The 26853-nt window shown below is 39.4% G+C and carries 25 protein-coding genes; 13 read left to right on the top strand and 12 right to left on the bottom strand.

Annotation, left to right across the window (positions count from 1 at the left end; genetic code table 11):
- Window positions 1-130 precede the first annotated feature (130 nt).
- Both yjbH and R8923_RS05340 read right to left on the bottom strand, forming a co-directional pair.
- Window positions 131-940, bottom strand: a complete 810-nt coding sequence (gene yjbH, locus R8923_RS05345; RefSeq protein ID WP_485871732.1) for a protease adaptor protein YjbH — start codon at window positions 938-940, stop codon at window positions 131-133.
- Window positions 941-1152: 212 nt separating this feature from the next.
- Window positions 1153-1737 carry a CYTH domain-containing protein gene (locus tag R8923_RS05340; RefSeq protein ID WP_485871731.1) on the bottom strand — a complete coding sequence of 195 codons (585 nt, stop codon included), beginning with the start codon at window positions 1735-1737 and terminating at the stop codon, window positions 1153-1155.
- A 104-nt stretch (window positions 1738-1841) separates the two neighbouring features.
- Between R8923_RS05340 and yjbM the strand changes: the two genes are divergently transcribed.
- Genes yjbM through fabI form a run of 4 tightly spaced genes read left to right on the top strand, consistent with a single transcriptional unit; the run spans window position 1842 to window position 5078 of the window.
- The gene (gene yjbM / locus R8923_RS05335; protein ID WP_485871730.1) at window positions 1842-2507 is read left to right on the top strand and encodes a GTP diphosphokinase; all 666 of its coding nucleotides are present in this window, start codon (window positions 1842-1844) and stop codon (window positions 2505-2507) included.
- Between the two features lie 21 nt (window positions 2508-2528).
- Complete coding sequence (locus R8923_RS05330) at window positions 2529-3323, top strand: NAD kinase (RefSeq protein WP_485871729.1); 795 nt, start codon at window positions 2529-2531, stop codon at window positions 3321-3323.
- A gap of 13 nt (window positions 3324-3336) precedes the next feature.
- On the top strand, window positions 3337-4242 hold the full coding sequence (locus R8923_RS05325; protein ID WP_485871728.1) for an RluA family pseudouridine synthase: 906 nt from the start codon (window positions 3337-3339) through the stop codon (window positions 4240-4242).
- A gap of 47 nt (window positions 4243-4289) precedes the next feature.
- On the top strand, window positions 4290-5078 hold the full coding sequence (fabI, locus tag R8923_RS05320; RefSeq protein ID WP_485871727.1) for an enoyl-ACP reductase FabI: 789 nt from the start codon (window positions 4290-4292) through the stop codon (window positions 5076-5078).
- A 281-nt stretch (window positions 5079-5359) separates the two neighbouring features.
- Here the strand turns inward: fabI and dltD are convergent, their stop codons facing one another.
- The 5 genes from dltD to R8923_RS05295 are packed head-to-tail and all read right to left on the bottom strand — an operon-like array spanning window position 5360 to window position 9775.
- Window positions 5360-6643, bottom strand: a complete 1284-nt coding sequence (gene dltD, locus R8923_RS05315) for a D-alanyl-lipoteichoic acid biosynthesis protein DltD (protein WP_485871726.1) — start codon at window positions 6641-6643, stop codon at window positions 5360-5362.
- Window positions 6640-6879, bottom strand: coding sequence for a D-alanine--poly(phosphoribitol) ligase subunit DltC (gene dltC, locus R8923_RS05310; RefSeq protein WP_485871725.1), 240 nt, complete (start codon window positions 6877-6879; stop codon window positions 6640-6642). Before dltC ends, dltD begins: the two co-directional genes overlap by 4 nt.
- 13 nt (window positions 6880-6892) lie before the next feature.
- On the bottom strand, window positions 6893-8077 hold the full coding sequence (gene dltB, locus R8923_RS05305; RefSeq protein ID WP_485871724.1) for a D-alanyl-lipoteichoic acid biosynthesis protein DltB: 1185 nt from the start codon (window positions 8075-8077) through the stop codon (window positions 6893-6895).
- Entirely contained in the window at window positions 8074-9594 is a 1521-nt protein-coding gene (gene dltA / locus R8923_RS05300; protein ID WP_485871965.1) for a D-alanine--poly(phosphoribitol) ligase subunit DltA, read from the bottom strand. The genes dltB and dltA overlap by 4 nt, the downstream gene beginning before the upstream one ends.
- Before the next feature lie 34 nt (window positions 9595-9628).
- Complete coding sequence (locus tag R8923_RS05295) at window positions 9629-9775, bottom strand: teichoic acid D-Ala incorporation-associated protein DltX (RefSeq protein ID WP_485871723.1); 147 nt, start codon at window positions 9773-9775, stop codon at window positions 9629-9631.
- A 238-nt stretch (window positions 9776-10013) separates the two neighbouring features.
- Here R8923_RS05295 and rpiA point away from each other — a divergent pair, with 238 nt between their 5' ends.
- Window positions 10014-10682 carry a ribose-5-phosphate isomerase RpiA gene (gene rpiA, locus R8923_RS05290; protein ID WP_485871722.1) on the top strand — a complete coding sequence of 223 codons (669 nt, stop codon included), beginning with the start codon at window positions 10014-10016 and terminating at the stop codon, window positions 10680-10682.
- Here rpiA and R8923_RS05285 read toward each other — a convergent pair.
- From R8923_RS05285 to R8923_RS05275, 3 genes are all read right to left on the bottom strand, one after another.
- Entirely contained in the window at window positions 10679-11302 is a 624-nt protein-coding gene (locus R8923_RS05285) for a DUF1361 domain-containing protein (protein ID WP_485871721.1), read from the bottom strand. The genes rpiA and R8923_RS05285 overlap by 4 nt on opposite strands.
- A gap of 105 nt (window positions 11303-11407) precedes the next feature.
- Entirely contained in the window at window positions 11408-11839 is a 432-nt protein-coding gene (locus tag R8923_RS05280; protein WP_485871720.1) for a GNAT family N-acetyltransferase, read from the bottom strand.
- Window positions 11840-11856: 17 nt separating this feature from the next.
- A complete protein-coding gene (locus R8923_RS05275; RefSeq protein ID WP_485871719.1) occupies window positions 11857-12606 on the bottom strand; it encodes an alpha/beta hydrolase in 750 nt (249 codons plus the stop codon).
- Between the two features lie 217 nt (window positions 12607-12823).
- On the opposite strand from R8923_RS05275, the gene R8923_RS05270 reads away from it, so the two are divergent.
- The 5 genes from R8923_RS05270 to R8923_RS05250 all read left to right on the top strand — a co-directional run bounded on the left by R8923_RS05270 (window position 12824) and on the right by R8923_RS05250 (window position 21786).
- On the top strand, window positions 12824-13843 hold the full coding sequence (locus R8923_RS05270) for a branched-chain amino acid aminotransferase (RefSeq protein WP_485871718.1): 1020 nt from the start codon (window positions 12824-12826) through the stop codon (window positions 13841-13843).
- A 109-nt stretch (window positions 13844-13952) separates the two neighbouring features.
- Window positions 13953-14933 carry a dimethylarginine dimethylaminohydrolase family protein gene (locus R8923_RS05265; protein ID WP_485871717.1) on the top strand — a complete coding sequence of 327 codons (981 nt, stop codon included), beginning with the start codon at window positions 13953-13955 and terminating at the stop codon, window positions 14931-14933.
- A gap of 304 nt (window positions 14934-15237) precedes the next feature.
- On the top strand, window positions 15238-20652 hold the full coding sequence (locus R8923_RS05260; RefSeq protein ID WP_485871716.1) for an immunoglobulin-like domain-containing protein: 5415 nt from the start codon (window positions 15238-15240) through the stop codon (window positions 20650-20652).
- A gap of 267 nt (window positions 20653-20919) precedes the next feature.
- Entirely contained in the window at window positions 20920-21102 is a 183-nt protein-coding gene (locus R8923_RS05255) for a hypothetical protein (protein ID WP_485871715.1), read from the top strand.
- Window positions 21103-21123: 21 nt separating this feature from the next.
- Window positions 21124-21786: a CPBP family glutamic-type intramembrane protease gene (locus R8923_RS05250; protein ID WP_485871714.1), complete on the top strand. Its 663-nt coding sequence runs from the start codon at window positions 21124-21126 to the stop codon at window positions 21784-21786.
- Window positions 21787-21821: 35 nt separating this feature from the next.
- Here R8923_RS05250 and pdxT read toward each other — a convergent pair whose 3' ends face one another.
- Both pdxT and pdxS read right to left on the bottom strand, forming a co-directional pair.
- Window positions 21822-22388, bottom strand: a complete 567-nt coding sequence (gene pdxT / locus R8923_RS05245) for a pyridoxal 5'-phosphate synthase glutaminase subunit PdxT (protein WP_485871713.1) — start codon at window positions 22386-22388, stop codon at window positions 21822-21824.
- A gap of 2 nt (window positions 22389-22390) precedes the next feature.
- The gene (pdxS, locus tag R8923_RS05240) at window positions 22391-23278 is read right to left on the bottom strand and encodes a pyridoxal 5'-phosphate synthase lyase subunit PdxS (protein ID WP_485871712.1); all 888 of its coding nucleotides are present in this window, start codon (window positions 23276-23278) and stop codon (window positions 22391-22393) included.
- A gap of 110 nt (window positions 23279-23388) precedes the next feature.
- Between pdxS and pdxR the strand changes: the two genes are divergently transcribed.
- The 3 genes from pdxR (at window position 23389) to R8923_RS05225 (ending at window position 26838) form a co-directional block, all read left to right on the top strand.
- Window positions 23389-24804 carry a MocR-like pyridoxine biosynthesis transcription factor PdxR gene (gene pdxR / locus R8923_RS05235; protein ID WP_485871711.1) on the top strand — a complete coding sequence of 472 codons (1416 nt, stop codon included), beginning with the start codon at window positions 23389-23391 and terminating at the stop codon, window positions 24802-24804.
- A 58-nt stretch (window positions 24805-24862) separates the two neighbouring features.
- On the top strand, window positions 24863-25330 hold the full coding sequence (locus R8923_RS05230) for a MarR family transcriptional regulator (RefSeq protein ID WP_485871710.1): 468 nt from the start codon (window positions 24863-24865) through the stop codon (window positions 25328-25330).
- Window positions 25331-25428: 98 nt separating this feature from the next.
- Window positions 25429-26838 carry an MDR family MFS transporter gene (locus R8923_RS05225; RefSeq protein WP_485871709.1) on the top strand — a complete coding sequence of 470 codons (1410 nt, stop codon included), beginning with the start codon at window positions 25429-25431 and terminating at the stop codon, window positions 26836-26838.
- The last annotated feature ends 15 nt before the right edge of the window (window positions 26839-26853 follow it).

The raw sequence follows: 26853 nt of genomic DNA, 5'->3' as shown, positions 1-26853 counted from the left end.
ACCACTCTTTTTAGGTTGCTGACAAACGGCAATCTTCTTCGCTTGTGCCTCCGCGCTTGGCTTTGCCTAGAATTTCACCTTTTGTCAGCAGTTTGATTTTGCGTAAGCTGTTTTGTATCTAATGGGCCATTTAACCAATATATTGCCAAACAATTTCACCGTCTTTTAATTCGACTGGAGTCACTTTTTGTTGAAGACGCCACTTTTTCATTTGGCGTTCAATTTGGCATTGCGAGACGTTGTAGAATTGTGCCATTGAATTGGTGCTAGTTACTTTAACGAGCTCAATGTATTCTTCCATTGATGGCTTTTCTTCTGGTTCTGGAAAATGGTTTAAAAGTTCAGATAAGATGTGGACGTAAATATCATAACGGTGTAGGCCAGTAATTTTTAGACCGGCATCTTCAATATTGCGATTGAAAAAAACAACCGTTGGATTTTCGGTAATCTCCATTTCACGTGCCACTTTTTGATCCCCAATATAGGAACGTTTCGCGATGTTGGAATGGAAGTCTTTACGAAATTCAGTTAAATCTAGTCCCGTCGCACGTGCTTTTTCAAAAAGAAGGCTCTCATTTGAAATATCTTCTTCATTCACAAAATAAGCTTCTTGAAGTTTGCGTAAAAACGAAATTCCAAGGTTTTTTCCTTGAAGTTCAGCTGCTTTGACGGCAAGACAAGAAACATAGGAGCGATGAGCAAGTATTTGCTGTTCCTTTAAAGGTAGATTTTCTTTGGAACGCTTTTGCTTATGCATGAAAGTTTGAAGATTATTATGAAGAATATATCTTAATTTAAAATAATTGCCATATTCCATTTGCAAGCGCCGAATATTAGCTTCCATATCGAAACAGTCTTTACAGGCTGGATCGAAAAATAGATAAATCTCAATCGGCTTACTATTTGCGATGGACGTATAATATAAATTTTGATTAATCATTTTTTAATCACCTGATTTTCAATTTCTGACATAGTATTCGTTGTCATAGTCTTTGTACCAGTGTGAAAATGTTCTTTAGCATTTGCTGATACACTTTTTTTATCTATATTTATTCTATCAGCCACAATATAAATTAACAAATAATTATACCTGAGAAATCAGCAGAAACTAGATAGGTTTAATAAAATCGTCATATTTTCAGCCTAAAAGTGTTAATTTGCATCACTTTTATAAATATAGTTGTAAAAGCGTTCAATTTTATTTAAAGCAGGATTAGGAGAAATATCGTTTTTCTCTAAAAAATGGTTGAAGATTTCCTGTCCTTTTTCAAAATCAGAGACTTCATATTCTAAATCAAAATCTGTTTTATCACCGTAAAAATTTTTATCGAATACTAAAAGGCCTTTTTTGTAGGCTACTTCTGCGCGTCTTGTTTTTAAGGAACCAAAATAGTGTAAGTCATCATGCGACACGTTTAGTGTGGCTAATTTGTTGCGGACTGGTCCGGTTGGAATGTTAGCGCCGTCAAATATGGCTTTTGCTTGGTCACTACCTAAAAGTTGAGAGGTTTCAAGTAGGCCATCTCCTTGTGGCGTTTTCAGCGTCATCTCAAAGTGCGTGCCTTTTTGGCGAATGCGAAGGGCGCTAAGACGCTGTTTTAGAGCAAAATCTTGTGTGTCAAAATAATAATTTGTTTGCTCGAAAAAATCGTTTTCTTTTAAGCGAAACAAATCGCAAAGGGTTTCGTACTCGTTTTCTGTCAAAAGATTGCGGAACTCAATTTCCAGTTCTTCCATAGGCAAATTCCTCTTTTCGTGCTTTTCTTCTATAGTAACATAATGGAGAAAATATGGTAAAATAAGAGGGTATGAATAAAAGTTCAGTCTATGAGGTGAGTTTTTTGAATCATTGGGAAGATTTTTTGGCGCCATATAAGCAGGCTGTCGATGAATTAAAAGTGAAATTAAAGGGGATGCGTGCACAGTTTCAGCTTGAAAATAACCATTCACCGATTGAGTTTGTGACGGGGCGGGTAAAGCCGATTGCGAGTATTTTAGATAAAGCGAATCAAAAAAATATTGCACTGGATCGTTTGGCGGAAGAAATGCAGGATATTGCGGGACTTCGCATGATGTGCCAGTTTGTTGATGATATTGAAACCGTTGTTCATTTACTTAGACAAAGAAAAGATTTTCGGATTGTTGAAGAGCGAGACTATATTGCGAATAAAAAACCGAGTGGTTATCGTTCCTACCATGTTGTGATTGAATATCCAGTTGAGACAATTGGTGGTGCGGAGAAGATTCTTGTTGAAATTCAAATTCGGACACTGGCAATGAATTTTTGGGCTACTATTGAACATTCTGTCAACTATAAATATCAAGGGGAATTTCCAGAAGCGATTAATACGCGTTTAAAACGCGCGGCAGAAGCGGCCTTTCAGCTTGATGAAGAGATGAGCCAAATTCGAGAGGAAATTCAAGAAGCCCAAGTTTATTTTTCCAAAAACAAAGATGTGCAGAAAAGTAAAACACAAAGCCATCATGAATTGCCTAAAAATAAGTGAACGATAAAAGGAGAATGCATAGTGAAATATGTGATTACATCGAAAGGGGACGAAAAGTCCAATTTACTTAGGCTAACGATGATTGCGGCCTTTGGTGATTATGAGATGGAATATGATGCGTTAAATCCAGAAATTGTCATTTCAATTGGTGGTGATGGCACGCTACTTGCTGCTTTTCATGAGTATGAGCATCGCTTGAATGAGACGGCGTTTGTTGGGATTCACACAGGTCATTTGGGCTTTTACGCAGATTGGCGACCGAACGAGGCAGAAAAACTAGTGAAGCTCATTGCAGAAGGCAAATATGACAAAGTATGCTACCCACTCTTAAAAACGACAGTACACTATGAGCTGGGGAAAAAAGAAGCCGTTTATTTAGCTTTAAATGAATCCACGGTAAAAAGTTCCGGGGGTCCGTTTGTCGTCGATGTTATGATTAATGAAAGTCATTTTGAGCGCTTCCGCGGTGACGGGCTTTGTATGTCTACGCCTAGTGGCACAACTGCTTACAATAAATCGCTCGGTGGTGCCCTCATGCATCCATCTGTCAAAGCCATGCAGCTTACGGAAATGGCCTCCATCAATAACCGAATTTACCGGACGATTGGAAGTCCGCTTGTTTTCCCAATGCATCATCAAGTTAAATTAAAACCAGTGAATGATAAAGATTTTCAAATTTCAGTGGATCATCTAAGTATTTTGCACCGCGATGTGCGCGAAATTGTGTATGAGGTGGCTAGTGCGGAGATACAATTTGCTCGTTTCCGGTCGTTCCCGTTTTGGAAGCGAGTGCATGATTCCTTTATTGAAGACTAGGAGGAAAAAAGTTTTGTTTTTAGAGTGGCAAGTTAGTGAACAGGAGACGGGCATTTTACTTCGAACATTTTTACGCCATCATCATATTTCAAAACAGCTACTTGCTTCGGTGAAATATAATGAGGATGGTAAAATTGAAGTGAACGGCGTGGAACAAAATGTGCTTTATAAAGTCCAGGCGGGGGATCAAATTCGTATCCATTTTCCACCTGAGAAGGAAAACACACGTCTAATTGCGGAGTTTAAACCGCTAAATATTGTATATGAGGACGATTTTATTTTAATTTTAAATAAAGAGGCAGGCATGGCGAGCATTCCGGCTCAGTATCATCCGAGTGGCTCGGTGGCAAACCATCTAAAGGGTTACTATGAAACGATTGGTCTTGATTCGGCGATTCATATCGTGACGCGTTTAGACCGCGAAACATCTGGTTTGATGCTGATTGCGAAAAATCGGTTTGCACATGCGCGTCTTAGTAGAACTCTTCAAAAAGGGCTATTAAAACGGCGCTATCAGGCGCTTGTTTCGGGAAACTTGGCTGAAGATGCTGGTTCTATTGAGGCGCCAATTGGGCGTAACAGTGATATTAGCATTATGGAGCGCATGGTCACACCTGACGGAAAGTATGCGAAGACAAACTATAAAAGGCTTGGCAGCTATACGTCGTTTGATCATCTGCAAATTGAGCTTGAAACGGGTAGGACACATCAAATTCGAGTACACTTTTCTTATATTGGTCATCCGCTAATCGGAGACACGATGTATGGTGGGCCAAATGAATTGTTAGCACGCCACGCGTTACACTCGTATCATCTACACGTGGTGCATCCTTTTACCGAAAAGTATATGGAGTTTGAAATCCCGTTGCCAAAAGATTTACAAGCGCTTTTAGAGAAAAATGTGGCAAATGAGTTTTAAAATGATGTAAAATAGAAAAGGCAATGCAAATTGAGGAGGAATTAGTAATGAATTTAACTTTAGAGGGAAAAACGTATGTGGTAATGGGGGTAGCGAATAAACGCAGTATCGCTTGGTCCATTGCGAAATCTTTAAATGATGCAGGAGCAAGTCTTGTCTTTACATATGCTGATGAGCGCGCAAAGAAAAGCATTGATGAACTTTCTGGAACGCTTGCTGAAAAAAATCATGCGGCACCTGTTGTGCAGTGTGATGTAACAAGTGAAGAGGGTATTAAATCAGCTTTTGAGACAATTAAAGCACAAGTTGGAAAAATCAGCGGTCTAGCGCATTGTATTGCGTTTGCAAACAAAGATTTTCTTGCAGGCGATTATTTAGAAGTAGATCGTGAAAGCTTTTTACAAGCGCATGAAATTAGCTCATACTCTTTTACAGCTGTCGCACGTACATTAAAACATTTAGAGATGTTAACTGAAGATGCGAGTTTACTAACACTCACGTACCTTGGCGGCGAACGTGTGGTTGAAAATTACAACATTATGGGGATAGCAAAAGCTTCTCTTGATGCGACTGTCAAATATATGGCAATGGACCTTGGTAAAGTGGGCGTTCGTGTGAATGCGATTTCCGCAGGACCAATCCGTACACTATCTGCACGAGGAGTAAGTAGTTTCACAAAATCTCTAGCGATTGTGGAGGAAAAAGCACCGCTTAAACGCTCGACACAGCCTGAAGAAGTTGGTGATACGGCACTCTTCTTGTTTAGCCCGCTTTCAAGAGGGATAACAGGCGAGCTAATTCATGTGGATAGCGGTTACCATATTATTGGTTTTTAAGTGAAAATAAACTTTGCGTAAGCTTCTTGTTCTCTCTTATGAGGGGACAAGGAGCTTGTTTTGTGTCGTAAAGTGAGTATAGATATGCTACAGTCAGCTATCTTGGTTCTAGTAACACTACTTTCGGCGCTTCTTTTTCGTGTAGCTTTTGCAGTAGATGGATTTATTTTAAGAAAATACTCAGAAATTACCGAAAAAAGAATGGTACAATGGAAAATTGCTAAAAACAGCTCAGCGAAAGTTGAACGATGGAGTCCAACTTTCGCTTGAGCTGTTTATTTTTAATTTTTTGTCTCCAAATCTTTTTTGAGCTCTTTCGGCAGTTTTGCTTTGTGAAAATAGAAATCACGAGATGTTTTTGGATAGCTTGCTGGTGCCGGTTGTTTGGTAAAGTCGGCAATAGCTTTGTCAATTTGCACCCAGCCGCGCCAGCTTAAATGAATGGGGTCTTCTAAAAAGTAAGGCGAATCTTGCTTTCTTTCAAGTGAAAGATAATGGAAACCGTTTCGTTCCACCTGCTCTTTTGTTTTTTTATAATAGTCACCGAGCCCCTCTTGGTGCATACCGATAAATCGCAGCCATTCGCCGTTTACAGGAGGATTTACAAATAGGACATCGGCACCTGCTTTTTTGAAGGCGTCCATGACGAGTTGTAAATCATCATATTCGGGCGAGTTGGCGTAGCTTAAATTCTTACGACTATCTTTAAGTTTAGCCATATTCGGCGCAATTTTTTTATCAAAATATTTTTGCTTCACACGAAATGGGTTGTCGCCAGTGCTTTTTTCACCAAGCGAAGCGGCCATGTGATCGAGCTCATCGAAATTTAGAACAGAGGGGAGCTTTTGAACGCCGTCCTGAATTTGCTTCTCTTTTGAGCCAGTGACAAATTTCGCTTCAAGTTCATCTTTTCGGATTAAAATACGGTACTGAATGTGAGCAGCGGCACGCGTCAGGACGGAGTCGTGCGGTTTGTTAGGCCCAGGGGTTGCAATGTTTTCAAGTAGTTTTGTTAGCGTCGAGTCGTTTTGAACAACTTTGTAGCTTAATAACCGTCTTGCAGCAAACCTGCGCTCTGGTGTAGCTTTTTCTTCCTGAAGCGCAAACGTGTACGCTTGAATCGGCGAAAATGTGGCGCCAAAATGTGCGTCATCTACGCCATTTGGTTGAAACCATTGTGGTGACAAAATAAATACGACTTTTTTACCTTTCAATTGGTCGGACAACATATTAATATCCAAATAATGAAAGAGCGACTGAGTGCCTGGCTGTCCAATTAAAAACGGTGTGTAGCTTGTGCCATATTTTTTAGCTACAACGCTCGGGTGGAAGGGATCCATGCGCGATAGTTCAGATGAGCCAAAAATGGGCATGTAATCTTGGCTCATCGCCGTTTGTTGTAGAATTTCACCGCCAACAACATTTCCATTCATGGACGTAGCCGCGTTTTGAACGGCAGTGTTTGAAACACCACCAAATAGCGTGCTTGGCCCAAAAAGAATAAACAAGAAGACACTACAGGCCATTAAAATAGGGCCAAATGTCATCCATAGTTTTTTTCTCATGATTTAAGAGCCTCTAATTGCTTAATCACAAGTTCTGGTGTTGCCCATTCATCACGGTCAAACTCGGAAACGGGTACAGTTATCTCAAGAGTGCTTTCGATTTCAACAAGTAGTTGCACCGTTGCCATCGAGTCGAGCAAGCCCTCATCAAATAAGCGGATGTTAGTATTTTCTTTTACTTCTTCTGATTCTGTAATTTCTTCTAATATATCTAAAATTTGATTACGAAAACTCATTTTTATTACCACCTTAGAAAGTTATTTTATCAAATATGCCAGAGAAAATAAGGAAACCAAAACAAACGAAATTAAACGTTATAATCATTCCAATAACATATGTGATTTTATTTTTTTGATAAAACTTATATTTTTTATTAATGCGCTCGAAAAGGTCGAAACCGACGATAAGCGCCGCTTGGTATAGGCCATACACGATGTAGTACCAGTGGAGTCCATGCCAAACGCCCATGATAAAAAAATTGACAAAGTATGCCATGTAGGCGATTGTAAATTTACTTTTAAACCATTTCTTTTTTGTCAAAAAGAAGACGAGCCTCATAAAAATGAAGTCGCGGAACCAAAATGAAAGCGTCATATGCCAACGGTTCCAGAAGTCTTTAATGTTACGTGCGAGAAACGGCTTGTTGAAGTTCATAGGTGTCTGTATGCCAAGCAAGTAAGAAACTCCGACGGCGAACAAACTGTAACCAGCGAAATCAAAAAATAAGTACATACTATAAGCATACATGTAACTGAGTAGACTCATATTAAAGTCAACGTGTTGGATTAAAAGCCCTTCAAGTGGGGTCTTCCAATGAACATCGATTAAATAGGCTATGATAAACTTATAAAGGAAACCTAAGAAAATATAAAAAATACCACGGTTTAAAAGTTCGACATATTTTGAGGGCTCAAGTGGTTTTTTCACATCTTTTTGGAATCTCCTAAAACGGTCAATTGGGCCGGAGGAAATGGTTGGAAAGAACAAAAGAAAGTTCACAAATTCGACGGAATCATACTCTTTTATAAGGCCATCGCGAATTTCTATTACCATTGTAGTTGCTTTAAAAGTTAGGTAGGAGATTCCAAGAAAACCAACAAGTGTCACGTGATTTAAAAGAAGCGGCTGCACTTTGACAATGATGAGCGGCAATATGGACAGCATCACAGCGAGTGTAAAAACACCACCATGGTTTTTATTTTGAATACATCGATAATTAAAATAAAGGCGAACAACGATGAGTTGCCAAAAAATGAAAATGATAAAGGCAATGCCTTGCACGAGGTTGCTCTGGAACATGAAGAAAATGAATAGCAAAGTAACAAATGCGTTATAAACTGGAAGTCTTTTCCCCATTAAATTTGCAATCACAATTGGTGCGATAAACAGTGCGAGGATTGCAAAATAAAAGATAGAGCCATATGGGGTGGTCATTCGTTCACCTCATTTTCCAAAGATTTTCGATCAATCTTACCATTACTAGTTAAAGCGAATTTAGTCTTATATATCCATTTCCGCGGAATCATATAGCTTGGCATTTTATTTGCGAGCTCCTGTTTGATTGCTTTCGTCAATTTAAACGGCTTATCAAAGTCATGCTCATTTGCGACAACAAACGCAACTAATGAATCCACCTTTCCTGCTACAAGTTTGGGTACGACAACAGCAGACCTAATGTAGCTCACTTCTTTCAAGTTGTTTTCAATGTCTTCAAGCTCAATTCTGTAGCCGTGTAGTTTTACTTGGAAATCTAAACGGCCTTGGAAAAACAATTGATTATCTCTAATCACACCACAATCACCCGTATGATAGACCATGAAATCAGAAGCTTTTTGGAAAACTTCCATAGTTTTTTCGCGGTTGTTTAAATAGCCTTTAGACACACTTGGTCCGGCAAGCACAATTTCGCCTTTTTCACCGTCTGGTAGTAGTTCCTTTGTTTCTGGATCTAAAATAAAAAGGTGCGTATCGGGCTTTACTTGCCCAAGTGGAAGACTTGGATATGCTGCTGTGACTTCATTTGTAATTTCAATTTTGGTGACGGCAACGGTTGCTTCGGTTGGTCCGTAAGTATTATAAATTTTAGCTTCTGGGAAGCGGGCAATTAATTCGCGTGCAGTTTCTTTAGTGAGGACTTCCCCGCAAAAAATAAATTTTGTAAGCGACGGATTGTTTGTGCCATTAAATTGGGGGTCGAGTAAACAAATATCTGCAAAGGAGGGCGTTGAAACAAAGACGTCAAGTCGAAGCTTTGGAATTCGGCTATATAAGTCTTTTAAGTTGGCGCTACAAGTCTTATCAATGGGAACTAGAGTGCTCCCTGAAAGTAAGCTTGGATACAAATCCATAACGGAAAGGTCGAATGAAAAAGGTGCTTGATTCAAAATGCGTAAGCCGCTTGTTAATGAAAAGTCTTGCAGGAGCCAATTTGAGAAGCTCGTTAAATTGTTTTGACTAATTTGGACACCTTTTGGTAGACCAGTACTTCCAGATGTATAGATAATATAATGCGTGTCATCACCTTGAACGGCGCTCGACCTGCACGGTGATTTACCGGTATTTAGGCGGATAAGTTCAGCGATTTCGCTGGCAGTTAGAACGGGTGTATCCGCTTCAATCGGAAGTTCTTCTATAGTAAGCACACAAGCTGGTTTTGATGCAGACACAATTTGAGTAATGCGCGCTTTCGGCATTGAAGTATCAACAGGAACATACGCATGCCCACTTTTTAAGCAAGCCATAAAAGCGACTATCATAAGCGAGGACATGTGTCCGTAAACCACAATGGGTGCCTCTTTTTGAAAAGCTTGTTTTTCTAAAAAGAAAGCTAGGGCATCAGATTGATTTTTTAGTTCTGCGTAAGAAAGTGTGGTACCATTATATTCGTAACAAACGTTTAGTGGAGTAAGTGTAGCCCATTCATCAATGCGTTCGGTAAGGGTTTTGGTCATCGTTTGTAAGTCCATACGTCATCATCCTTTCTTTTTAAAATTCGTTATAAATAAAATTGGTGCCATTTGGGTTTTTAAAGCCGTAAAACCATAGAAGTCCAAGTAAAATAGTTAAATAGAATACGGTTTTAAGTATAAAGATTGTGGCTGGCTTATGAAAAAACAACTTTACTTTTTGCATCTATTCACCCCGTTTATTTCTGTTTTGTTACAAATGTTAAATTTAAATGTGTAACTATCATATAATGTAACGCATCTGTATTGAAAAGTCTAATTACATTTTTGTAAGATTGGAGCGCTTACATTCGGTTAAAAAGGCTAGTTTTTAAAGATTTTTAGTAAGAATAGGCTATAAAATGCATTTTTAGGCGAGAAAATTCTTTTAAAATTGTAAGGTTACTAAAAAGGAGTGGTTAAAGGTGGAGTCAAAACGCATTGCGGGAGAAAAGGCTTGTGAAGTAATTCAAGATGGTATGATTGTAGGTCTTGGAACGGGGAGCACAGTTTTTTATACGATAGAAAAACTAGGGAAGCTTGTGCAAGCTGGCTTGCAGATAAAAGGTGTTGCAACATCAATTGAAACGGAGGAACTGGCTAGAAAGTGGCACATTCCTTTACTTTCCTTTAACGAAGTAACAGAAATAGATGTCACAATTGACGGTGCGGACGAGGTTACGCGAGATTTAGAAGGAATTAAGGGTGGGGGCGGCGCGCTCCTTCGCGAAAAATTGGTTGCGCTTATTTCAAAACGGAATATTTGGGTTGTGGATGAATCCAAAGTGGTAGAAGTGCTTGGAAAATTTTGTTTGCCGGTTGAAGTATTGCCTTTTAGCTATAAATATGTGGAGCGAGAACTGAAAAAGCGAGAGATTGAGACAAAAGTTCGCTACGCTAAAAATGGGGAGATTTTTTTAACGAATAATGGAAATATGATTTTAGATTTAGAAGTTTTTCCGCTTTTAGACGCTAAAAAACTGGCTAATGAATTAGACAGTTTATCGGGTATTGTGGAACATGGTCTTTTTTTAAGTGTAGCAAATGAACTGATTATTGGTAAAAATGACGGGACGGTTAGTATGTTAAGCTAGTTTGTTGATTTAGGGAAATACCGGAACATGAGGTAGAGCATTAGTTGTAAAATAAAGAAGTAGAGAATGAACTCGAATTGAAAACTCGAAACATCTAAAATGCTGCGTACTACGGTACCGGGATCTGTTAAAAGATGGACCGTGTGTAAACGATCAAAACGACCTAAATAAATCCCATAACTTGATAAAAGTAAAATGATGGGGACAAGAATGCTTTCACGCCAATTTGTACGCTCTTTTAAGGCATCTAAAATAAAACGTAGAGATAGGTTGCCAGCGAAAAGACCAAAAAATATTGCACCTGTCATCACCGTGAAACTTTGCCATAATAGGCTGTCTTTTTGAAGAATGCCATTAAAGTCATAAATGTTAAATTGCTTTAAATGAAAAAAATCTGTAACTAAATAAAAAGTGTTAGGGAAGAATACGAGCCAAGCGGCAGCCAAAATCCAAAAAATAAAGGCGGGTCGCTTTTTTTTATGGAGAAAAGTAGCAATTTCAAAAGGAATATATGCTAATGTGATATTTAAAATTAAAAAATGGTAGTAATCTAGTATAAAGAAAAGGAGTAGCATCGTACTTATGTAAAAAATGCGGCAACCCCAAATTAGTTTATTCATCAAACCACTCCTTTCAACAAGGTTTATTATACATGAAATTGTTCGTTCTTTAACAAAAATTTATAAAAAGACAATAAAAAACGAACTTCAATAAAAAAGTTCGTTTTAGATGGTTTTTTTCATTTCCTTATGTTCAATGCCTGCATCCATAAAAATATCGGAGCAAACTGTGTAACCAAGTTTTTCATAAAATGGGATTGCGGTAACTTGACCGCCAAGCTTCAATTGGGTAGCACCTAGTTGTTTAGCTTCTAGTTCAATGGCTTCCATAATCCTTCGCCCGGACCCTTTACCACGCGCTTTTTTCTGAGCGCAAATTCGTTCCACTTTTCCGTATTCAGGAAGGATACGCAAACGACCAGTGGCAAGGGGTGTTCCGTCCTCATCATAATCGACAAACATGATGGTGGAAGGATTGCTATCAAACTCATCCCACTCTAGTTCAGGATCAACTTGTTGTTCGGTAACAAAAACGTCGAAGCGGATTTTTAAGGCCTCTTTTCGCATTTGCTCATTGATTACTTTTTTTACTGTCAAAATTCTTTCTCCCTTCGTTAAACGCCCATGCTCTCTAAATCAAATGTATGAGTTGGGAGCATAAAAGTTAAGCTAGTTTTAATAAACGGTTGCCAGTATTTCCAGCGGTGTCCACCGTTAAATAGATGAAATTCAGCTTCAAAACCTTTCTTTTCAATAAGAAAATGAAGTTTTTTGTTGGGTTCTAAAAAATTGGCGACTTGATCGTCGGTCGTTTCCACTTCAGTTTCTCCGTCCCCGATGATGTGGAAAATTTTAAGAGCAGCGGGGTTTGCGCTCTGAACGAGTTCCAAAAGGTCATCGTTTACAAAAGGGGAATGTAAAATGACATTTCCAAATGTGAAAGGGTATTTAAGTGCAGCTTTTAAAGAGACGCTTGCGCCGAGTGAATCCCCCATTAAAAAGCGGCTATTTGCCATTTGGAAGGAAGGGAACTGGTTTTCCAAATACGGGATGAGTTCATGGGCTAAAAAGCGCATGTATGCTTCATTTTGTTCCCCATCTGGATGATATTTTCTACGTCTATCTTCTACTGTTTTATACGGCAAGCAAACAAAAATAGCTTTTTGAATTTTGTTTTGGTTGGTTAGTTCGTCAACAAATTTAGGCAACTTACCAAAACTTAAATAATCTTTCCCATCTTGGACGACAAAAAGTGGGTATTTATAAAGAGGCGAGTAATCCGGTGGTAAGTAAATAATCATGTCCATTTCCTCATTCAAATGTTTGCTAAACAATTTTTCTTCGCGCATTTTACCTTCAGCCATCGTCAATCTCTCCTCTCACCAATTTTTTGTTTTTTGTAGAATGTCTTCATTTTATCATGCTTTATTGAAAAAGGGTGTATAATTTGCTTATTTTTAAAGAAAAAGTTTGAAAATACTTTCTATTTAGTTTATTTAGTTAGAGAAAAATACTGTAAGGCTTGAAAAGTTGTGCTATACTAGGGGAATAAGTTGAGCATACAGGAAAGTAGGGAAAAAAATGACGAAAAATATTGATTGGGCTAATTTAGGTTTTAGTTACATTAAAACAGATAAACGCTATATTTCTTACTGGAAAGATGGCGAATGGGATGCAGGTACATTAACAGAAGATAATGTGCTTCATATTAGCGAAGGTTCCACCGCACTTCACTACGGGCAGCAGTGTTTTGAAGGTCTTAAAGCTTACCGAGCGAAAGATGGTTCGATTAATCTGTTTAGGCCTGATCAAAATGCGCAAAGAATGCAAAGAAGTTGTGAACGTCTTTTAATGCCAACAATTCCGACTGAAAAATTTATTGAAGCATGCCGTGCGGTTGTAAAAGCGAATGAAGAGTATTTACCGCCATACGGAACAGGTGGAACATTGTATTTACGTCCATTTGTAATTGGTGTTGGAGATAACGTTGGCGTTCACGCTGCACCGGAATATATCTTTTCGATTTTTTGTACTCCAGTAGGCGCATATTTTAAAGGCGGTTTGCAACCAGCGAACTTTATTGCATCAGATTATGACCGCGCTGCGCCAAAAGGAACTGGAGCTGCAAAAGTTGGTGGAAACTATGCTTCAAGTCTTTTACCTGGACAAAATGCGAAAGAACGAAACTTTGCAGATGCCATTTATTTAGACCCTGCGACACATAAGAAAATTGAAGAGGTTGGTGCTGCAAACTTCTTTGCGATCACAAAAGATAATCGTTTTGTCACACCGTTTTCTCCTTCTATTTTACCTAGTATTACAAAATATTCCCTCCTTTATTTAGCGGAACATCGTTTAGGGCTAGAAGTAGAGGAAGGTGACGTTTATATTGACCAATTGGACGACTATAAAGAAGCCGGCGCTTGTGGTACGGCAGCAGTTATTACACCAATTGGTGGGATTCAAAACGGGGATGATTTCCATGTTTTCTACAGTGAAACGGAAGTTGGACCGATAACAAAACAATTGTACGATGAACTTTGTGGGATTCAATTTGGTGAGAAGGAAGCCCCGGAAGATTGGATTGTGAAAGTAAAATAAGAGTTATCCCCCAGTCAACTTGATGGGGGTTTTTTGTGCTTACTAGTTGCAGGCGACTCCAAAATACGTTACAGTAACTAATGAACGTTAGGTAAAATGGGGTGTTTTTATGAAGGAAACTGATGTTTATGTGGAAAGTGAATTTGCGCCTTTGAAACGGGTTGTTCTTGCTGAATCGGAATTTCGCTTTCCTGAAAAAGGTTTTGACGATGTGAGTGAACGCTTTTTAACTGATGCGACTATAGCATCCTATAGCGGTTCTGCTGGAATGGAGTTCAAAGATTTTCGTCCAGATTTACAAGTAGCTTGGGAACGCGAAAAGCTTGAATTTAAACGTGTTTTGGAAAAGTATGGTGTAGAAGTTTTACGTCCGCGGCTATTAACGAATGAGGAAAAAGAAGCGAATGAATGTGCGGGATTTGCTAATTTTTTCTGTCGTGATCCATTTTTTGTAATTGGTGAAATGATGATTGAAGCGAATATGAAATTGGCACACCGTGTAAATGAAGTTTTCCCGTTACAGGATTTATTACAGAAAGAAGCTTACCAAAATCAGGTGTGCTACGTTGGCATGCCAAATGCCAAGCGGCTCGGTACTTTTGATGAGATGGAGGGACCATTTTTAGAGGGTGGGGATGTGCTTGTTCTTGGTAAAGATGTTTTTGTAGGCAATTCAGGTCTTGCTTCAAATCGAGCTGGAATCGATTGGCTTAGAAATTTACTCACGCCACTTAATTATCAAGTAACTGAAATCCCGCTCCACCCACATATTTTACACCTTGATTGCGCGTTAAGCTTTGTTCGTTCTGACTTACTTATCATTTGTAAAGAGGCATTTTTAAAAGAACTTCCTGAAAAACTTGCATCTTTTGAAAAAATAGAGGTTTCGTTTAGTGCTGCAGAAAAGCTCATTACAAATGGGTTGCCAATTAATGAGTCAACGTATGTTATTGATTCCTCTTTTAAACATCTCGGAAAACAGTTGGAAGCGAAGAAAATTCATGTAGAGTATGTAGACTACAAAATTTCAAGAAGCTTTGGAGGCTCGTTTAGATGCACCACACAACCACTTTTAAGAAAAAATAGTTAGATTTAATGCCCCTTTTACCTTTAAGTGAAAAGGGGTTTTTAATATTTTATCTTTTAGGTGTATTGAAGTTTAATTTTATTAAATAACTGAGTTTTTTTTGGGGGAATGACGTTTGAATGTCACAAAATTTACATAAAACAATCTTCAAAATAGGTTTTAATATCTATTTTTATTTTTAAAAAATGCTAGTATTTAAAGTCTAACAATATAATAAGGGGGGACATAGCAGAATTTTCTTGAACTAGCTTACTAATGTAATTTAAAGGAAAACTCTTGGCGGAATTATTTAAGGAGAGTACATAAAGTGAATAGAAAAAAACTAAAGTTTAAGAAAATGACGATTAGTATTGTAATAGTTATGCTAGTTATGTCTACAATTACAACAATTTTTCCTTTTGGTTTTGGTATGGAAGCAAGTGCTACTAACGTTTCCAAGACGGGTGTGCAATCAACTAATTTAAAACGAACTTCTGAAAATTTGATTGATGCAAGTTTTAGCAGTAGAAATAGCTGGAGTCCGATAACGTGGACGAATGCCAATGGACCAGGTGATACCATTCGTAGATCATGGGGTTCTAATATGGGAGGCTATGATTATTTTAATGGTAGTCTCACACAATCTGTTCAATTTTCTGGAAATGGATCGGCAACACTTCGATCTACAGTTGTTAATCATGCGGTTGGAATTGGTCAAAGTTTCACTACTGTTCCTGGCCATCGTTATCGAATCTCCTATAATGCTAGTTACGTGGGCGGAGGGAATCGCTTTGATTTGGTAGTAAATAACGGATCCACGATTTATCATCATTTAGCAAACCCGGCACCAATTTGGGGGCATACATCAACTGCATTTGGTTGGGGAACTGCTAACGGAGCACGGACAGGTGAATTTACGGCTACGTCTAATTCGGCGAGTGTTACTTTAGAAGTGAATGCGAGTACGATTCGTGTCAGCGGTCTTAGCATTGTAGATTTAGACGTGATGGAAGATACGACAATTAATACTTTATCTACTGATTCTAATAGAGCAGAGGGTCGTGCAGAGCCAAATGCAAGTTTAACGATTAAAGCAGGAGCAACTACAATTGCAACGGGACAGGTTGGTGCAGATGGTCATTATAATGTGGCCATTCCTAAACAAAAAGCGGGAGTAGTAGTCACTGCAACAGCGACTTTAGATGGGCAAACTCGAAGTGCCTCTACAACAGTCACGCAAGGAAGTATTGCGCAAACAACTATCGGCTCTTTATCGACAGATTCTGAAGTTGTCGAAGGTCGTGCAGAGCCAAATGCAAGTATTACCATTAAAGATCAAAGTAATCGGCAACTTGCAAATGGTCAAGTAGGCTCTAACGGAACATATCGACTGACAATCCCGAAACAAGTGGCGGGCACTGTTGTAACGGCAACGGCAACGAAGAATGGGAAAAATTCAAGTGCTTCAACAACCGTCATACAAGGGGATATCGCGCAAACAACCATTCATTCAGTAACAACAGATTCGGTTTTTGTTGAAGGAAACGCAGAACCTAGTGCAGACATTGTCATTAAAGATCAATATGATAACCAGCTTGTGAGTGGAAAAGTAGCGAGTAACGGAACGTATCGTTTACCAATTTCGAAACAAACAGTGGGAACAGTTATAATTGCAACTGCAACAAAAGGAAATAAAACTTCTACTGCCTCTACAACGGTCGTAAAAGGTAATCTTGTCCAGACAACGATTGAAACACTTACAACCAACTCGACCATTGCACAAGGATCAGCTGAACCAAATGCGAACATTGTGATTCAAGTTGGCTCAGTGGAAATTGCTTCTGGCCGAGTGGGGTCGGACGGGAGATACGCTTTGCCTATTCCAAAGCAAGCAGTTGGAACCATTGTATATGCCACTGCAACAGCAAATGGCAAGACATCTAGTGCGAATACGACTGTTAGACAAGGAGAGATTATTCAAACCACAATTGGACCACTTACGACAGATTCTGTGATTGTTGAAGGAATGGCGGAGCCAAATGCAAATATTATCATTGAAAATCAAGTAGGAACTCAGCTTGCAAGTGGTCGAGTAGGGTCTGATGGAAGCTATCATTTTGGAATTTCTAAGCAAGTTGAAGGGACTATTGTTACAGCAACAGCAACGGCAAATGGCAAAACGTCTAGTGCATCTACTACTGTAGTAAAAGGTGACATCGCTCAAACGACAATTGATCCTCTTACAACAACGTCGTTAACTGTCACAGGGACGGCAGAACCAAATGCGAACATTGTCATCAAAGATCAAAATGACAATATACTGGCAAGTGGTCGAGTGGGTTCGGAAGGCTTATATCACTTTGCTATTCAACAACAAATTTTAGGAACTGTTGTAACTGCTACAGCTTCTGCAAACGGCAAAACATCAAGTGCAACAACAATAGTGACAAATGGTGATATTACTCAAACCACAATCGCATCCATAACAACAAGTTCTACTAAAGCCACTGGAACAGCAGAGCCAAATGCAGCCATTGTAATAAAAAATCAAAATAATAATGAATTAGCAAGTGGCCGAGTAGGTTCAGATGGGAACTATTCCTTAATAATTCCTAGGCAAGCGGCTGGAACCATTGTGACGGCAACTGCAACGGCAAATGGTAAAACATCTAGTGCGTCCACAATAGTAGTAAATGATGCGATTGCACAAACAACAATTAATAATTTAACAACAAACTCTACTCAAGCGGTTGGAACAGCAGAGCCTAATGCAATAATTACAATTTATGCAGGAAGTACTATTCTTGCAACTGGTAGGGTAGGCTCAGACGGGAATTATTCAGTGACTATCCCAAAACAGGCGGTAGGAACAACTATAACGGCAACTGCAGAAGCAAAAAATCAATCATCTAGTGCATCTACACAGGTAACGCAAGGCACTCAAGGTGCGATTCTTATAAAGGAACCTTATTATGTTGGCTATGATAGTAACATTCAAGCGGAAGCAACAGGTGATGTAACTAAAGTTTACCTAGAGTTAGATGGTGTAAGACAAGCAACAGTAATGGTAAGTGGAAGTTTCAACTACTATGCAAGAGACATCATTACAAGTACGACGCAAACAGCGTACCTAGTTGGGTTGGATGCTTCTAATAATGAACTTTCTCGCGTTTTAGTTCCTTTAAGGGATGGACAGTTAAAAATAGGAACGATAACACCGTCTAAATATATAGTTGGTAGTGATAGCTATGTGACAGGAACTTATACGGGGGCGGTTACACAAGTAGCGCTATCTGTGAATGGAACAATTCTAAAACGTGTTGCGGTTTTAAATGGTGAAGAGTTTCGATATTATGCAAAGAATAACATTGTGAGTGTGACAGACGACGTTTATGTAATTGGTTATAACGCTGCAAATGACGAGATTGCACAATCAAAAGTGCCGTTGCAAGAAATGCAAATTGCTCAAACAACCATTCGTCCACTAACAACGGATTCGGTAGTGGTAACAGGGACGGCAGAACCAAATGCGAATATTGTAGTTAAAAACCAAAATAATGTGGAACTCGTAAGTGGTCAAGTAGGTTCAGATGGAAATTATCATTTAACTATTCCAAAACAACCAGTTGGGACTGTAGTTACAGCAACTGCAACAGCAAATGGAAAAACATCTAGTGCAAGTACAACTGTTATGCAAGGAAATATTGCGGATACGACAATTGGTGCTTTGACAACAGATTCTACAGCTGCAGAAGGAACAGCTGAGCCAAATGCAACAATCGTTTTGAAAGATCAAAATGATACGGAGATTACAAGTGGGCGAGTAGGTTCAGATGGCAGATATTATTTATTAATCCCTAAACAAGCCGCGGGAACTATTGTGACAGCTACTGCTACGGCATACGGAAAAACGTCTAGTGCGAGCACAACTGTAACACAAGCAGAAATTGCTCAAACGACAATTCAAGCACTTACAACGGATTCTGTTAAAGTTGAAGGAACAGCTGAACCGAACGCGACCATTGTATTTAAAGACCAAAATAATAATCAAATCGCCAGTGGTTTAGTCGAGGCGAACGGGACATATAGTATTGCGATTCCAAAACAGTCATTTGGAACTGTTGTAACAGCGACAGCGACTAAAAATGATAAGGTTTCAAGCGCAAGTACAACCGTTACGCAAGGAAATATTGCTCAGACGACAATTCAAGCACTTACAACGGATTCTGTTAAAGTTGAAGGAACAGCTGAACCAAATGCAACTATTGTGTTTAGGGACCAAAATCATAATCAAATCGCCAGTGGTTTAGTCGAGGCAAATGGGACTTATAGTATTACGATTCCAAGGCAAACTGCTGGGACAGTTGTGACGGCGACAGCGACGAAAAACGGGGAAACATCAAGTGCGAGTACAACGGTTATACAAAATTCTCAAGGTACGATTACTGTTACAGAAGCATTTTATGTGGGTTATGATAGTAGAGTGCAGGCCGAAGTAACAGGTGATATTACAAAAGTATATTTAGAGGTAGACGGTGTTAGAGGGCAAACTGTACCTGTAAGTGGCAGCTTTGGCTATTATGCAAGAAATGTTATTACAAGTACTGAACAAACAGTTTATCTTGTGGGGCTTGATTCAAAAGGGGCAGAGCTTGACCGTGTTAAAGTGACTTTGAAGGATGGTCAGCTTAAAATCGGGACAGTTTCCCCGGATGACTTTGTTGTGGGGATAGACGGTTATGTTAGAGGAAGTTATACTGGCTCTGTGACAAAAGTGGGGCTCTCTGTGAACGGGACGGAACTATATAGCATTCCCGTTAATCCAGATGGCACATTCCAATATTATGCGCGTCCAAATATTCTTGATGCGACAGATCAAGTTTATGTTATTGGTTACAATGTAGAAAAAAGTGAAATCACGCGCGAGAAAGTAACTTTATACGGAGCAGATAGTCTAGTAGGTTCTATTACACCTACACCAAACTATTTTGTAACAACTTCGGACAGATATATACAAGGAACTTATAGTGGAAATGTGAAATATGTATCTCTTGTAGTGGATGGAAGAGAATATGGTAAAGTTCCAGTAAATAATGCAACAGAATGGAGTTATTATTCAAAAGGTAAAATTACACCTGGCAATTCAGTAAGTATTAGGGCATATAATGTGGCCGGGGTGAAAGTTGATGAAAAACCGATTACGGTTTATGAATTCTCACCTGATGAACAAAATACGATTACAGCGAATAACTTTTTATTAAATGAAGATAGGTATGTGACAGGAAGCTATACAGGTGGTATTAAGTATGTGGGAGTTAAAGTAAATGGTGTTGTGTTAGATAAGGTCCCAGTTTCAGGTGGAAGCTTTAATTACTATGTGGGTTCTCGTATTAAGTCGAGAGAAGATGAAGTAGTTGTTATTGGCTATAATGGCGGAGGTGTCCAAGTAGCCGAAGCGATAGTCCAAATCGATGAAAATATTATCGAAAGTACGATAACTGCAAATAACTATAGTATGACGGATAGCTCTATCGTAGGTACTTATTCTGGGGATGTGAAATATATTTATGCGACCATAAATGGTGGGGCGCCACTTTCCAAAATTCCTGTAGATGGAACAGGCACGTATACGTATTATATTAAACGCTACGTGACAAGTGCAGCAGATGAAATTGTTATGACGGCTCTTAATGCGAGAAATGAAGTGGTTGCTACTACACCAGTGGTCATTAATCAACCGTAAATAAGCAAGACTAGTGGAAGTGAAGAATTCTTTAAAAGATTCTTCACTTCTTTTATAATGTCAACGTTCTATAATCACCGCGCAGGAGAAGTTATTTGAATGCACAAAAGCTCTTAGCTGATAATGGTAAAAAATAGGGATACGCTTCTTACTATTTTATGTTAACTTACAATAATGTAATGATTTTCGCGACTAATTCCCTATTTAAATTAACACTTTTAAGCGTTAAAGTATAATATGTAAAAAATACGTGAGGAGTTGAGCAAATTGCTTATTAGTCCACTGCTTTTTGCAGAAATATTCGGTATATGGATATTTATTTTAGCAGCTTTGATTGTAATCATTATTTTAGTCGTTATGCACGCAACAAGTAAAAACTTAAAAGAACGCTCGAAAAAGTTTGAGGAGGCAGATGAGCGGGAAGCCATTAAAAAGATATTGGCGAAATAAACTTGGAAAGTAGGAATGGTGTTGGAAAGATTAATATTTCAATCAAAAAGAAATTATTTTATTGTGTTGTTTGCGGTCGCAATTGGCTTTCTTCAACTTGTTAGTTTGCATACACTGCCTCTTTTAATGAAACAAATCATTTTTACAGGATTGCCAATTATAGTGTGGCTTTGGCTAGAAAAAGCTAGCTTTCAAGCACTTTTTTCAAAACTAACGCCTAAAGGGACAATCAAAATGATACTTTTAACGTTACTTGCGAATGTATTAGTATTTGTTGTTTCGGTTATTTATATATCTCTTGTAGGGGAAACGAATATTAGTGCGAATCCGGTTGTGGAGACTAGTCTTCGTCTTTTAAACTGGGTGGGCATTTTCATTCAACTTTTTGGTGAGGAAGTCTTAAGTATAGCGATTATGGTAGCGATTTTTTCGCTTTGTAGAAATAAGCTTTCTCAAAAAACAAGTACTTGGGTTGCGGTTTTCGTGTGTGGCGTTATTTTTGCGTTGTTGCATTTAAGTACTTATTTCTGGCATGTTGGGCAAGTGTTGTCAACGTTAGTTATTCCGAGGGTTATTTTGAGTTATATTTTTTTGAAAGCGGAGAAGAAACCATCGATTATTTCAAGCTGGATAGCCCACTGTATGTATGATACCGTTAGTATTGTTGTTGTTATGATGATATAAAAAATCTCCGCGCATTTTTAGTGCGCGGAAATTTTTTATAAGCAATTTGAAATGAAATACTGCATGAAGCGGGTATCATTTGTTAGCTCGGGATGAAATGCGGTGACTAAAACATTTTTTTCGTGTGCGGCGACAATTTTATCATCAGTGCGCGCCAAAACTTTGACGCCTTTGCCCACTTTTTCGATGTAAGGGGCGCGAATGAAAATGGCGCGAAATGGTGTTTCGCCAAGGTCAGCAATTTTTAAGTCGGCTTCGAAGCTCATTTTTTGTCGGCCAAAACCGTTACGAACAGCTGTATAATCTGCCAATTTGTAGCCTGTGTCGCCACTTGAAATCGCACTTGCAGCAAGGACAAGTCCAGCACATGTACCGAAAATACCACGCCCGCTCCTTGCAAAATCAGAAAGAGGCTCGCTAAAATGATACTTTTCAATGAGACGTCGCATCGTGGTACTTTCTCCCCCGGGTAAAATCAAACCGTCAAGTGAGGCTAGTTCCTCTTTGTGCTTAATCGGTACCGCTTTATGTCCGGTTTTTTCAATCATAGTTAAATGCTCTGAAACGGCACCTTGTAGCGCTAAAACTCCAATTGTCTTCATATTTAAAAGCTCCGGTCTTGCATGCGATCTGCTGGCTCAAGTTTGGAAATTTCAATGCCTTTCATAGCCGTTCCGAGTTCTTTTGAAAGTTTGCCAATTAATTCGTAGTCTGTGTAGTAGGTTGTTGCTTGAACAATGGCATTTGCGAATTTAGCAGGGTTATCTGATTTGAAAATTCCGGAGCCAACAAAAACGCCATCAGCGCCGAGCGTCATCATGAGTGCCGCATCAGCAGGTGTTGCCACGCCACCAGCCGCAAAATTGACGACGGGTAATTTTCCGAGGGTTTTAATTTCTTTTAAAAGGTCATATGGTGCGCCTAAATTTTTCGCCGCTGTCATGAGTTCAGCTTGGTCCATGCCTTTAATTTGGCTAATTTGACTGTTCACTTTACGCATGTGCCGAACAGCTTCAACGATGTTTCCGGTTCCAGGCTCGCCTTTTGTTCGGAGCATCGCTGCACCTTCACCAATTCTTCTAAGAGCTTCACCTAAATCGCGACAACCGCAAACAAATGGCACGGTAAACTCGCTTTTTAACAAATGATATTCTTCATCAGCAGGGGTGAGCACTTCGCTTTCATCGATATAATCGACGCCCATCGCTTCTAAAATGCGTGCTTCGGTGATATGACCGATGCGGGCTTTAGCCATGACAGGAATGGAAACAGCATTCATAACTTCCTCGACAATACGCGGATCGGCCATCCGTGCCACGCCACCAGCTGCGCGAATATCAGATGGGACACGTTCAAGGGCCATAACAGCTACTGCTCCAGCTTCTTCCGCAATTTTAGCTTGTTCTGCGTTTACAACGTCCATGATGACGCCACCTTTTTGCATTTGTGCCATACCACGCTTAACTACTTCAGTTCCAACAACTTTGTCCATAAAAACGCCTCCTTGTACTCGTATGCCTCTTATGTTAAGCTAATTTGTATAAAATAAAAACAGCCAATTGGTTGTTTTTTTACCCAGCCAATTCTAAAAGGAGTGATTGGATGTGGCAACTAAATAAAGAAGCGACAAAACCGTTTTATTTACAGCTCGCACAATTAGTTGAAGCAAAAATTTCTTCTGGGGAGCTTCTACCAGGTGAGAAACTTCCCCCTGAACGAAAGCTTGCGTCTGAATTAGGCGTCAATCGGTCAACAGTTGCGCGTGCGTTCGATGAATTAAAGGCAAGTGGTGTGCTCGTCTCTGTTCAAGGAAGCGGAACGCATGTCAATGAGGAAAAATGGGGTGTCGCGGCTTTCCAAACAAATTGGCGTCACTATGTTCAAAAAGGCGCGTTTCATCATGAAATTCCCTATATTCGGAAAATGGCGGAGGTTGCGACCGAAGAAGACGTAATTGATTTAGCTACAGGGGAGTTGCCGCTCGATCTTGCACCGCGTCAATCAATGCCAGAAATGTCTTGGCAAACTTTTTTGCGTGAGGAGGATCAAAATGATGCTTTAGGTTATTTACCGCTTCGAAAGACCATTCAAATAGAATTGCAGCGAGAACAAATGCTCAGTGCAAAACGGGAGCAAATTTTGATCACATCTGGCGCACAACAGGCTTTATTTTTAATTACACAATGCCTGTTATCACCGTTTGATGCGATTGCGATTGAAGCCCCGTCCTATTTTTATTCGTTATCGCTATTCCAGTCGGCGGGTTTGCGTATTTTTGCTTTACCGATGGACGGGGAGGGTGTTAAGACGGAGGAGTTAGAACGATTGTATCAAAAGCACCGAATTAAAATGGTGTTTGTGAATCCGACTTTTCAAAATCCAACGGGACGGGTGATGTCAGAAAAACGGCGACGTGAATTTGTGAAAATCTGTGCGGAACTTCGCATTCCAATCGTTGAAGATGACCCGTTTGGTGCGCTCACATATGGAAGTGATATGGCTATTACGCCGCTTAAAAAATTGGATGATGAAAATGTTCTCTACATTGGCTCCCTTTCAAAAGTACTCGGCTCTACAACTCGTATCGGCTTTCTCGTTGGTCCTGCGGCTGTTGTTCAACGTTTAGCATCGGCAAGACAAGAAATGGATTTTGGCCTAAGTATTTTCCCGCAAGTTCTAGCCAATCAAGTTTTAGCAGAGCCAAGCTACCTCTTGCACATTCAAAACTTACATGAGATTTTGCTGGAACGTGCAAACATCTTAACCGCTGCTTTAAACAAATATGCGCCTGAAATTCACTTTGAAAACCCAGTGGGAGGCTTTCATTTATGGGCGACATTGCCGACTGAGTCTGTGCAAAAAGCTGATTTTGACGCGCTTCTGAAGGAAAAATTACTCGTGATGCCTGGTTATTTATTTGGCGTTAAAGAAAATAAAGTGCGACTTAGTTTTGCGCAAATTACGAAGGAGTCTGCTGAAAAAGCAGCAAAAATTTTGCGCGCTTCTTATGAGAAATGATTTTGTTGCACGGGAAACAAAATCGAGCTATACTAAAACTAATGAACGGAGGGCGACGATGGATAAGCAAGAAGAGATTTTATTAGAATTCCGGGATGTGTTCAATAAAATGGCCTGGTTAAATAAAGAAAAAATGGAGGAAGAGCTTGATGGCTATAAGCCTTCTGAGGTGCATTGCATCGAATTTATTGGTCAAAATGTGGATCCTAATGTAACAAAAATGGCAGAGGCACTTTACATGACACGTGGTGCTGTTAGTAAGCTTACAAAAAAGTTGCTAAAAAAAGGTTATATTGACTGCTATCAAAATGATGCGAATAAAAAAGAAGTTTATTTTTTATTAACTCCTGAAGGGGAAAAAATTTATAATATTCACGACCGTTTGCATAAGTCTTTTCAAAAGCGAGATAAAGTTGTTTTTGACCAAGTGACAGAAGCGCAATATGATGCGATGCTCCAGTTTATTAAGACTTATCGCGCTCATTTGGATAATGAAATAGAAAAAGAAGGTCAAAAACGGCGTTAGAGAAATTCTTTTAGTAGGATTTCTTTTTTGTTGACAAGGAAACAAAAAAGGTATAATGTTTTGTTGACTGGGAAACAAAATAAAAAAGGAGACCAAGAATGAAAGAACGAATACCTAAAGAAACCTTAACTGCCGCATGGGCAATCGCTTTAGCTGCCATTGCACCAATGTTAGATTCAACGATGATTAATATTGCGGTAGATCAATTAAATCAGGAGTTTCATACGACCATTGATGTTGTCCAGTGGGCCATTACTGGATATATATTAGCGCTTGCAATTGCTGTGCCGATTTCAGGATGGCTTATGAATCAATTGAATGGCAAGAAAGTATTTATTGGGGCTGTTATCGCGTTTGGCATAACTTCTATTTTAGCAGGCATTAGTTGGAGCATCACAAGCTTCATCTTCTTCCGTTTGCTACAAGGCGCTGCTGCGGGGATTATCACACCTCTTATGACCACACTGTTAGTTAAAACGGCGGGGCCACAGAATTTAGGAAGGATTATGGCGATTGTTAGCACACCGCTCATTCTAGGACCAATTTTAGGTCCGGTCATTGGTGGTGTAATTATTCAATTTGCAAGCTGGCATTGGTTGTTCTTTCTAAATGTCTTTGTGGTCTCTATAGCGGTGCCGCTCATGAGTCGTGCATTACCTGATTTTCAGCCATTTAATAAGGCGAGTAAATTAGATGTTTTCGGCATTTTAAGCCTGTCGCTATTTAGCGCCGCCTTTATTTATGGCATTACAAAAGCGGCGAGCTATCAAACATTTCACAACAAGGAAACATTGATTTGGCTTACAATTGGCTGTATTTCAGCTTTGGCGTATGTGATAAACAATCAGCATAAAAAGAACAGAACGGTCGTCCCGCTCATTTTATTCAAATATAAGAGTTTTGCAGCTTCAAACACCGGGTTGTTTCTTGCCAATATTGCGATTATGGGGCCAATGTTTATTTTACCGCTCTTTTTCCAAAATTTGCGTGGTTTTACAGCGATAGAAGCCGCACTCGCGCTTGTCCCGCAAGGTGTTGGGATGCTAATTGCAAGACCCTTTATTGGAAAAATGATTGACCAAGTTGGCGCAAAATCCGTTGTATTTATCAGTTTAGCGTTAGCCATTTTAGGGACGCTCCCTTTCCTTTTTGTGACCGAACATACGAGTATTTTTTGGCTGTCAATCATTCTTTTCATTCGTGGTCTTAGCGTTGGTGGTATCAATTTGCCGCTCATGAGTGATGCCTACACGGGGCTAAAAGACGAGCAAATTCCTGAGGCGAGCATTGGAGTGACGATTACAGAAAATCTTGGTGCAAGTTTTGGAACGGCAATTATTGCGGCAATGGTCGGGGCGTTTATGCAAGGAGCGAATCCGTCCATTTCGGCAAGTCTAAACGGTTATCATGTGGGCTTTTTAGTATCTCTTGTTGCGCTCATTTTTATTGGCGTTCCAAGTTTGTTTTTAACACATAAAAAAAACAGGAATCAACTGTCTGAATCGTGACGTTGCTTCTTGTTT

Source organism: Listeria tempestatis (assembly GCF_963575625.1).
In the GTDB taxonomy this organism is placed as follows: Bacteria; Bacillota; Bacilli; order Lactobacillales; family Listeriaceae; genus Listeria; species Listeria tempestatis.
Note: the sequence above shows the minus strand (reverse complement) of the source record. Positions and strands in the feature narration are given on the sequence as shown.

Bases quoted from the DNA above. Each gene is read 5' to 3' on its own strand.
- yjbH (WP_485871732.1), bottom strand. From the start codon at position 940: ATGATTAATCAAAATTTATATTATACGTCCATCGCAAATAGTAAGCCG.
- R8923_RS05340 (WP_485871731.1), bottom strand. From the start codon at position 1,737: ATGGAAGAACTGGAAATTGAGTTCCGCAATCTTTTGACAGAAAACGAG.
- fabI (WP_485871727.1), top strand. From the start codon at position 4,290: ATGAATTTAACTTTAGAGGGAAAAACGTATGTGGTAATGGGGGTAGCG.
- dltD (WP_485871726.1), bottom strand. From the start codon at position 6,643: ATGAGAAAAAAACTATGGATGACATTTGGCCCTATTTTAATGGCCTGT.
- dltC (WP_485871725.1), bottom strand. From the start codon at position 6,879: ATGAGTTTTCGTAATCAAATTTTAGATATATTAGAAGAAATTACAGAA.
- dltB (WP_485871724.1), bottom strand. From the start codon at position 8,077: ATGACCACCCCATATGGCTCTATCTTTTATTTTGCAATCCTCGCACTG.
- dltA (WP_485871965.1), bottom strand. From the start codon at position 9,594: ATGACCAAAACCCTTACCGAACGCATTGATGAATGGGCTACACTTACT.
- R8923_RS05295 (WP_485871723.1), bottom strand. From the start codon at position 9,775: ATGCAAAAAGTAAAGTTGTTTTTTCATAAGCCAGCCACAATCTTTATA.
- R8923_RS05285 (WP_485871721.1), bottom strand. From the start codon at position 11,302: ATGAATAAACTAATTTGGGGTTGCCGCATTTTTTACATAAGTACGATG.
- R8923_RS05275 (WP_485871719.1), bottom strand. From the start codon at position 12,606: ATGGCTGAAGGTAAAATGCGCGAAGAAAAATTGTTTAGCAAACATTTG.
- R8923_RS05270 (WP_485871718.1), top strand. From the start codon at position 12,824: ATGACGAAAAATATTGATTGGGCTAATTTAGGTTTTAGTTACATTAAA.
- R8923_RS05265 (WP_485871717.1), top strand. From the start codon at position 13,953: ATGAAGGAAACTGATGTTTATGTGGAAAGTGAATTTGCGCCTTTGAAA.
- pdxT (WP_485871713.1), bottom strand. From the start codon at position 22,388: ATGAAGACAATTGGAGTTTTAGCGCTACAAGGTGCCGTTTCAGAGCAT.
- pdxS (WP_485871712.1), bottom strand. From the start codon at position 23,278: ATGGACAAAGTTGTTGGAACTGAAGTAGTTAAGCGTGGTATGGCACAA.
- pdxR (WP_485871711.1), top strand. From the start codon at position 23,389: ATGTGGCAACTAAATAAAGAAGCGACAAAACCGTTTTATTTACAGCTC.
- R8923_RS05230 (WP_485871710.1), top strand. From the start codon at position 24,863: ATGGATAAGCAAGAAGAGATTTTATTAGAATTCCGGGATGTGTTCAAT.
- R8923_RS05225 (WP_485871709.1), top strand. From the start codon at position 25,429: ATGAAAGAACGAATACCTAAAGAAACCTTAACTGCCGCATGGGCAATC.